The organism is Micromonospora sp. KC207, assembly GCF_004348615.1.
Lineage (GTDB): Bacteria > Actinomycetota > Actinomycetes > Mycobacteriales > Micromonosporaceae > Micromonospora.
The window spans coordinates 1-8726 of sequence record NZ_SMKJ01000292.1 but is presented as its reverse complement, the minus strand read 5'-3'; the positions used below and the strand labels follow the sequence as shown (position 1 = coordinate 8726).

Here is an 8726-nt window from a genome sequence, read left to right as displayed (position 1 = left end):
CCCGGTGCACCGTGCCGCCCCCGTGCACCTGCTCGATCCGGTAGTCGCGGGCCCGGCGCAGCAGCTCGACGACCGCCGCCGTCTCCTCCCACAGGACGGTGAGGATGCCGACGTCGGCCGACCGCTCCGCCGGTCCGTCCCCCGCGGTGCCGAAGGCGGGGCCGACGGGGTGGTTGTGCTGCGCGGCGTTGACGTCACCGCCGAACGAGACGGTGCCGCCGCTGACCTCCAGCCCGGCGTTCCGGGCGGGGTGGGCGCTCATCGTGCCGTTCCCTCGCCGCCGTAGCCGCCGTCGGTTCGGGTGCTGCGCCCCGCCGAAAAGTCGAGCACGGCGGCGAGCAGCCGCCGCTCGATGATCCGCTGGTGCTTGTCGATCTCCTGGGTCTGGACGTTGGCGGGTGCCGGCGGCCACCCCGAGCTCTTGCTCGCTCACCCGCGTTCCGTAGTCGTACCTCTGCCGGGATGGCCCGTCGGCGCGGAACCAGGAGGAGTTGACCAGGGCGGTCGGTGCGTGATGCGTCATGGTGTCCCGTCCGTGGACAGTCGTGGGTCGGTTGGGCCCGGAGGCGGTCGGAGGGGGCGGCCGGTCGCGGTCTTCGCTGCCCGCGCGGCCGAGCACGTTTATGTGACTGTGACCATAAGTCGACGGTAGGCGCGAAGCTAGTTCATGTCAACAAGACAATTAGTTGTTGCCCGTCGCCGTCGGAGTACCCGATGTCGCCGTACCGGGCGGTGGATATGGTCGACGGGTGAACCGACTCGCGAGCGCCACCAGCCCGTACCTGCTTCAGCACGCCGACAACCCGGTGGACTGGTGGCCGTGGTGCGACGAGGCGTTCGCCGAGGCCAGGCGGCGCGACGTGCCGGTGCTCGTCTCCGTCGGCTACGCGGCCTGCCACTGGTGTCACGTCATGGCGCACGAGTCGTTCGAGGACGCGGGCGTCGGGAAGCTGCTCAACGACGGCTTCGTGGCGATCAAGGTGGACCGCGAGGAGCGGCCCGACGTCGACGCCGTCTACATGACCGCCACCCAGGCGATGACCGGTCAGGGCGGCTGGCCGATGACGGTCTTCGCCACCCCGGACGGCATCCCGTTCTTCTGCGGGACCTACTTCCCGAAGCCGAACTTCGTCCGGCTGCTGGAGTCCGTCGGCACCGCCTGGCGGGAGCAGCGCGAGGCCGTGCTGCGGCAGGGCTCCGCGGTGGTCGAGGCGATCGGCGGCGCGCAGGCCGTCGGCGGCCCGACCGCCCCGCTCACCGCCGAGTTGCTCGACGACGCCGCCGCCCGGCTCGCCCGCGAGTACGACCGCGACAACGGCGGCTTCGGCGGGGCCCCGAAGTTCCCGCCGCACCTGAACCTGCTCTTCCTGCTGCGTCACCACCAGCGCACCGGCTCCGCAGAGAGCCTGGAGATCGCCCGGCACACCGCCGAGGCGATGGCCCGGGGCGGCATCCACGACCAGCTCGCCGGTGGCTTCGCCCGGTACTCGGTGGACGCGCACTGGACCGTGCCGCACTTCGAGAAGATGCTCTACGACAACGCCCTGCTGCTGCGGGTCTACACCCACCTGTGGCGGCTCACCGGCGACCCGCTCGCCCGGCGCGTCGCCCGCGACACCGCCCGCTTCCTCGCCGACGAGCTGCACCGGCCGGGCGAGGGCTTCGCCTCCGCGCTTGACGCCGACACCGAGGGGGTCGAGGGGCTCACCTACGCCTGGACCCCGGCCCAGCTCGTCGAGGTGCTGGGGGAGTCAGACGGCCGCTGGGCCGCCGACCTGTTCGCGGTCACCGAGTCCGGCACCTTCGCCCCTCATCCCGCCTCCGCGCCGCAGGGCGGCATTCCGGACGGAAGGAAGGGCGTCGAGCACGGCACGAGCGTGCTGCGGCTGGCCCGGGACGTCGACGACGCCGACCCGGCGATCCGGGGGCGCTGGCGGGACGTCGTCGGGCGGCTCCTCGCGGCCCGGGACACCCGCCCCCAACCGGCCCGCGACGACAAGGTGGTGGCCGCCTGGAACGGCCTGGCGATCACCGCGCTCGCCGAGTTCGTCCGCCTCGTCGAGGCGGTCGGGACCGGCGACGAGCAAACCGACGCCAACCTGCTGGAGGGGGTCACGATCGTCGCCGACGGCGCGCTGCGGGACGCCGCCGAACACCTGGCCACCGTGCACCTCGTCGACGGCCGGCTGCGTCGGGTCTCCCGCGATCGTCTGGTCGGCGAGCCGGCCGGCGTGCTGGAGGACTACGGCTGCGTGGCCGAGGCGTTCTGCGCCATGCACCAGCTCACCGGCGAGGGGCGCTGGCTGGAGCTGGCCGGCGACCTGCTGGACACCGCCCTGGCCCGGTTCGCCGCCCCCGGCGGCGGGTTCTACGACACCGCCGACGACGCCGAGCGGCTCGTCACCCGGCCGGCCGACCCGACCGACAACGCCACCCCGTCGGGCCGGTCCGCGATCGTCGCCGCCCTGGTGACGTACGCGGCGCTGAGCGGCCAGCCCCGGTACCGGGAGGTTGCCGAGGCCACCCTCGCCACCGTCGCGCCGATCGTCGCCCGGCACGCCCGGTTCACCGGGTACGCGGCGACCGCCGGCGAGGCGCTGCTCTCCGGCCCGTACGAGATCGCCGTGGTGACCGACGATCCGGCCGGCGACCCGCTCGTCGCAGCCGCGTACCGGCACGCCCCGCCCGGCGCGGTGCTGGTCGCGGGCCGCCCCGACCAGCCGGGCGTGCCGCTGCTCGCCGACCGGCCGATGCTCGACGGCCGACCCACCGCGTACGTCTGCCGGGGGTTCGTCTGCCAGCGCCCGGTCACCACCGTCGAAGACCTCCTCGCCCAGTTGCAAGGAAGGGCCCCCTGTTAACGCATTCGGTATAGCGGGGTACCCCTTTCACCCACACCCGCGCCCCGCGCGGTCCCGGCCGCCGCGCGCTGACGGCCCGCCGTGCTCCGGCGGCGCGGGGTCCGCAACCGACCACCCGGCCGGTGGGCGGTGCCGACCTCCGGGCGGGGCGAGGTCGGGCCGCCGCTAGGCTGGCCCGCGAGATGGATACCCGAACCGGTCTGCCTGTTGTCGGCATGGTGGGAGGCGGCCAACTGGCCCGGATGACCCACCAGGCCGCGATCGCCCTCGGTCAGTCGCTACGCGTGCTCGCGCAGGCTCCGGACGACGGCGCGGCCCTGGTCGCCGCCGGAGTCCAGTACGGCGACCACACCGACCTCGCCGCGCTGCGCGCCTTCGCGAAGGGGTGTGACGTGGTCACCTTCGACCACGAGCACGTGCCGACGCCGCACGTTCGCGCCCTCGCCGCCGAGGGGGTGAAGATCTTCCCGCCCGCCGACGCCCTGCTGCATGCCCAGGACAAGCGGGTCATGCGGGATCGGCTCGGCGAGCTGGGCGCGCCCAACCCGGCGTGGCGGCCGGTCGCCGAGCCGGCCGACCTGGTCGCCTTCGGCGAAGCGCAGGGCTGGCCGGTGGTGCTGAAGGCCGCCCGGGGCGGATACGACGGCCGGGGTGTCTGGCCGGTCGACGACGCCGCGCAGGCCGCCGAGCTGGCTGCCACCCTGCTGGCCGGCGGCACCCGGCTGATCGTCGAGGAGCGGGTCGCGCTGCGTCGCGAGCTGGCGGTGCAGGTGGCCCGCTCGCCGTTCGGGCAGGTCGCCGCGTACCCGGTGGTGGAGACGGTGCAGGTCGGCGGGATCTGTGTCGAGGTGCTCGCCCCCGCCCCCGGCCTGCCCGAGGCGCTGGCCGTCGCAGCCCAGCAGCTCGCCATCGATTTGGCCACCGCGCTCGGCGTGGTCGGTCTGCTCGCCGTGGAGCTGTTCGAGACCCCGGCCGGGCTGGTGGTCAACGAGTTGGCCATGCGCCCGCACAACTCCGGACACTGGACGATCGAGGGGGCCCGCACGTCGCAGTTCGAGCAGCACCTGCGCGCCGTGCTCGACTACCCGATGGGGGACACCTCGCTCACCGCCCCGGCCGTGGTGATGGCGAACGTGCTCGGCGGGGAACCGGGCGGGATCTCCATCGACGAGCGGCTGCACCACCTCTTCGCCGCCGAGCCCGGCGCGAAGGTCCACCTCTACGGCAAGCAGGTGCGCCCCGGCCGCAAGATCGGGCACGTCACGGTGCTCGGCGACGACCTGGCCGACGTACGGGCGCGGGCCGCGCGGGCCGCACACTGGCTGACGAAAGGCGCACCGGCATGACCACCGTCGGGTTGATCATGGGCAGTGACTCGGACTGGCCGACCATGAAGGCCGCCGGCGAGGCCCTCGCGGAGTTCGGAATCGGCTACGAGGTGGGCGTCGTCTCCGCCCACCGCACCCCCAGCAAGATGATCGAGTACGGTCGCACCGCCGCTGACCGGGGCCTCAAGGTGATCATCGCCGGGGCCGGCGGTGCGGCCCACCTGCCCGGCATGGTCGCCTCGGTCACCCCGTTGCCGGTGATCGGCGTGCCGGTGCCGCTGAAGCACCTCGACGGGATGGACTCCCTGCTGTCCATTGTGCAGATGCCGGCCGGCGTCCCGGTGGCCACCGTGTCCATCGGCAACGCCCGCAACGCGGGGCTGCTCGCCGTCCGCATCCTCGCCGCCGCCGACGGGGACCTGCGGGCGCGCATGGTGGCGTACCAGGAGGGCCTGGCGAAGCTGGTCGCCGAAAAGGAAGCCGCCCTCCACGCCACTCTGACCTGACCGTCACCGCATTCCGCGCAGGGCGGTCTGGAGGCGGTCCTGCGCGCGGCGGCGGCGCTCGTTGCTCGCACCCAGGACCAGCAGCACCAGCCCCACCGGGATCAGCACCAACCAGGGGCCCAGGCTGAACAGCGCATGCACCGCCGCGATCGCGGTGACCGCCGCCCCGACGATCACCGGGGCCTGCTGCTGGCTGGTGGTGCCGAAGATCAGCACCGCCACCGCGCCGAGCAGCAGCAGCACCTGCCGCAGCATGCTGGAGTCGGTGGCCAGCACGATCGCCAGGGTCGGCACGAACGCGGCCACCAGCGCCGGCCCGTACGCCACCCAGCTCGACATGTCTGGCCGGTGCCGCAGCTCCAGCACCCCTACCAGCAGGGCCAGCACGGCGAACGGCAGCGTGTACGCCTCCGGCAGCGCCACGTCGGCGACCCGCATCAGGATCCACCAGGCGACGATCTCGCAGAACACCACCGCCCAGAACAGGATCCGCCGCTCGACCGGGCGGCGGTTCGGGCGGGCCGCCGCCACCCCGAGCACGGCGCCCCAGGCGGCCAGCAGCGCGGCGATGTGCCGGGGCGAGTCGAAGGCCAGCGCCAGGGCGATCAGGGCGGCGGCGTATCCGCTCCACTCCACCGTGGCCGCCTCGCGCTGCGCCTCCGGCCGGCGCAGCCGGGGCAGCGTCGCGGCGAACACCTGTAGGGCCGCCCCGACGGCCAGCACCCCGAACGCGGACCAGACCGCGGCCAGGCCCGCCACCAGCCCGACGACCAGCACGAACAACTGCGCCGTCAGCGAGGCGAACAGCCAGCCCAGGATGCGGGCACGCTGGGTGGTGCCGTACAGGGCGGCGACGATGCCCACGCCGACCGCCCCGCCCAGGGTGAACAGGGTCAACCCCCGGGTGGCCAGGCTGCCCAGCAGCCCGGCGCCGCCCCCGGCCAGGCCGATCACGAAGACCAGCACCCGGGCGGTGCGCAGCGACCGGGCCCGCTCCGCCGCCGGCGGGGGCGGGCTGAGCGCCAGCCCCAGCATCGAGATGGTGAACACCGACAGCGCGGCCAGCACGCTCACCGGCCAGCCGTGGCCCAGGGCGGTCGGCGCGATCAGCAGGGTCACCGCCGCGCCGGGCAGCACCACCGGCACGGCCCGGGATCGCTGGCCGCCGCTGAACCCGACGGCGGCCAGCGCGGCGGTCAGCGTCAGCAGCAGCGCGGTCAGCACGTGCGTCGGGTCGACCGCGCCCGCCGGCGGCGTGAGCAGCTCGGGCGGTGGCCCCTGCCACACCCGCCCCAACGCCCGGTACGGCTCGACCAGCGCCACCTGTAGCGCGGGCGCGAGCGAGGCGACGGCCAGCGCGACGGGCAGTGCCGCGGCGGCCAGCGCCCCGGCCGCCGGACTGACCCGCCAGCGCACCGCCGTCCCGTCGTCGTCGGGCGCCCGGCGCAGCGCGCCGTCGAGCAGCACCGTCCAGCGCCGGACCGGCTGCGCCGAGCCGGCCGGCGGCACGGTGGCGGCGCGGACCAGCTCGGCGAGCACCCCGAGCAGCGCGCCGGCCGCCGCGTACACGCCGGAGGGGAGGCCGGCCACGATGGCGGCGACCGCGCTGATCGTCGCGCCGCCGACGATGGCCGCGCTGGCGTACGGGAGAAACTGCGGGACCTGCCGGCGGACCGTGGCGACGGCGGCCAGGCCCAGGCTCGACGCGGCCAGCGCGGCCATCAGCACCACCTCGGGCGACCGGCCGAACTCGGCGGCCAGGGCGGCCACCGCGCCGGGGAGCGCGAGCAGGGCGGCCCCCGTCGCAACCCCACCGACCTGTACCAGGTGCGGCGGCATCCCGTCGGTCTCGACGTCGTCCACCAGCGGGGCGGCGAACACCCGGGCCAGGACCGCCACGACGACGCCGATGAGCGCGATTCCGCCCAGCGCCAGCGCGGTCGTCCACGGCCGGACCAACCCGGCACCGGCGGCGTGCAGGGCGACCGCCCCGGCCACGGTCACCCGGGACACCCCGGCGCGCGGGTCGAGCGACGCGGCGGCGGCCGCCCCGAAGACCGTGGCGACCGCGAGGCCGACCAGCACCGGGGACCACCAGGGCAGGTCGAGGGCGGCCGGAATGCCGATGGTGGCCAGGACGGCGGCAGCGCCCGAGACGTCGTACTTCCAGGGGGTCGGCAGCAGCACCCCGGCGGCGACGCCGAGCAGGGCCAGGGCGACCGGGGCCTGCCAGGTGGCCCCGCCGGTCGGCGCGGCCGGCCAGCCGGACAGGTCGCCCGCCCAGATCGGACCGGGGGTGGCCAGCACGCCCCAGCCGCCGCGCAGCGCGCTCCAGCCGGCGATCAGCCCGATCAGGGTGCCGCCGATGGCGAGGCCGAGGATCGGCCCGCGCCGCCACTGCTCGGGCATCGCCCGTGCCGCCGCCGCGACCACCGCCACCAGCGCGGCGGCCACCACGAGCTGGCCGCCCGGCGTGAGCACCGCCGCGACCCGGACCAGGGTCGCGATCAGTGCCGTGGTGACCGCGGCTGCGGCCAGGTCGGAGCCGTCCAGCGCCAGGTCCGCACGCCGCCCCGCGTCGATCGACGGGGCGAGGAAGACCAGCACGCCCGCCACGAGCAGCAGCGCGCCGACCCAGGCGTCGGCGGCGGTGGCCCCCGGCGCGCCGAACGCGGCGGCCGTCACCGCCAGCGCCCCGAGCCCGGTGCCCACCGTCAGCGGCATGGGGATGCGCCGCTCGGAGACCTGCACGAGGGCGGCGTGGCCGAGGGTGACGCAGACCGCGAGGAAGCTCGCCGCCAACACCGGCACGGTGGCCTCGCGCAGGCTCGCCGGGGTCGGCGTCGGGTCGGTCGGTACGGTCGCGGCGACGAACGCGGCGACCGTGCCCGGCAGCGCGAACGCCGCCCCACCGGCGGCCCACGTGGCGACGACGTCCGCGGCGGCGGGGATCATCCGGAGCCGGGGCACCACCGCGACCAGCGCACCGGCCACGAAGAGGACGAACAGCACGGCGGCGGTCAGCGCGGGCCGCGCCAGCCCGGCGCCCGCGCCGAGCAGACCGACCACGGCGGCGGCGACCGCGTGCACCGTGGCGGCCCGGGTCGTCGTGGCGGTGAGGCCGACCACGCCGATGCCGACCGCCGCGAGCACCATCGGCCACGGCGCCGCCGTCCAGCCCAGGCCGAACGACGCGGGGACGGCGAGCGCGGTCAGCGCCGCCCCGACCACCGCGAACTCGCGGCGGATCTGCGGGGGCAGCGCCAGCACCGCGGCGACGGTGAGCAGGAAGGCGCTGGCGGCGAGCTGCCAGGCCGCCGGCCCGACGGAGGCGGCCAGCTCCGCGGCGTACCGGTCGAGGTCCGCCGCCCAGGTCGGGGTGGCCGCCCGGGCCGGGGCCAGCCCGGCGCGCAGTGCGCCGCCGGCCACCATCAGGCCGCTGACGGTGAGCGCCGCCGCCGAGGCGAGTTGCGGCCCGCGCCGCGCGGCCTCCGGTACGGCCCGCACCGCCAGCCCGGTGAGCGTGATGACGACGGCGATGAGCAGCAGGGCCCGGCCGGGGAAGGCCACCGAGGCGACCCGGCCCAGCGCGCCGATCACCGCGAGGGTGAGGACGGCGGCGGCCACGTCCGGCAGCGGCGGCCGGCGCAGCACCAGCGCGCCGCCCAACCCCACCAGCGCGGCCAGCAGCAGCACCGCGCCCGCCCCGGCCGCCGCCGGCACCGTGCCGGCGCGCAGCAGCGCGGTCACCGCGTACGCCAGCGCCAGCGCCACCGCCGCGCCGTGCATCAGCCAGGTCAGCTCGCGCAGCGCCGGCACCGGGCGGGTCGTCGTGGCGACCGACGTGCCGCCGGTCGCGTCCAGCACCTCGCCGGACTCCTCCGGGTCGCCCTCCGGCCGGCTCTCCCCGCCGCCTCGCCGGCTCCCGGCGAGCCGGCCGCCCCGGGCGGATCGCCCGCCCCCGATCAGGTCGCCCTCGGCGGGCAGACCGTCACCGGCGGGCAGTCCGGCATCGGTGGGCAGTCCGGCAT

The 8726-nt window shown here is 76.1% G+C and carries 5 protein-coding genes; 3 read left to right on the top strand and 2 right to left on the bottom strand.

Features of this window, described 5'->3' with window-relative positions; translation table 11 throughout:
- A partial coding sequence (locus E1258_RS26850) for a hypothetical protein (RefSeq protein ID WP_132406015.1) occupies positions 1–262 on the bottom strand: 262 nt, incomplete at its 3' end.
- A gap of 487 nt (positions 263–749) precedes the next feature.
- On the opposite strand from E1258_RS26850, the gene E1258_RS26845 reads away from it, so the two are divergent.
- From E1258_RS26845 to purE, 3 genes are all read left to right on the top strand, one after another.
- A complete protein-coding gene (locus E1258_RS26845) occupies positions 750–2861 on the top strand; it encodes a thioredoxin domain-containing protein (RefSeq protein ID WP_132406013.1) in 2112 nt (703 codons plus the stop codon).
- 182 nt (positions 2862–3043) lie between these two features.
- Positions 3044–4207, top strand: coding sequence for a 5-(carboxyamino)imidazole ribonucleotide synthase (locus tag E1258_RS26840; RefSeq protein ID WP_132406011.1), 1164 nt, complete (start codon positions 3044–3046; stop codon positions 4205–4207).
- Positions 4204–4695, top strand: a complete 492-nt coding sequence (gene purE / locus E1258_RS26835; protein ID WP_132406009.1) for a 5-(carboxyamino)imidazole ribonucleotide mutase — start codon at positions 4204–4206, stop codon at positions 4693–4695. The genes E1258_RS26840 and purE overlap by 4 nt, the downstream gene beginning before the upstream one ends.
- A 3-nt stretch (positions 4696–4698) precedes the next feature.
- On the opposite strand, the gene E1258_RS26830 is transcribed toward purE, so the two are convergent.
- Positions 4699–8726: SCO7613 C-terminal domain-containing membrane protein (locus tag E1258_RS26830; RefSeq protein WP_243715713.1), on the bottom strand; the 4028-nt coding region annotated here is incomplete at its 5' end.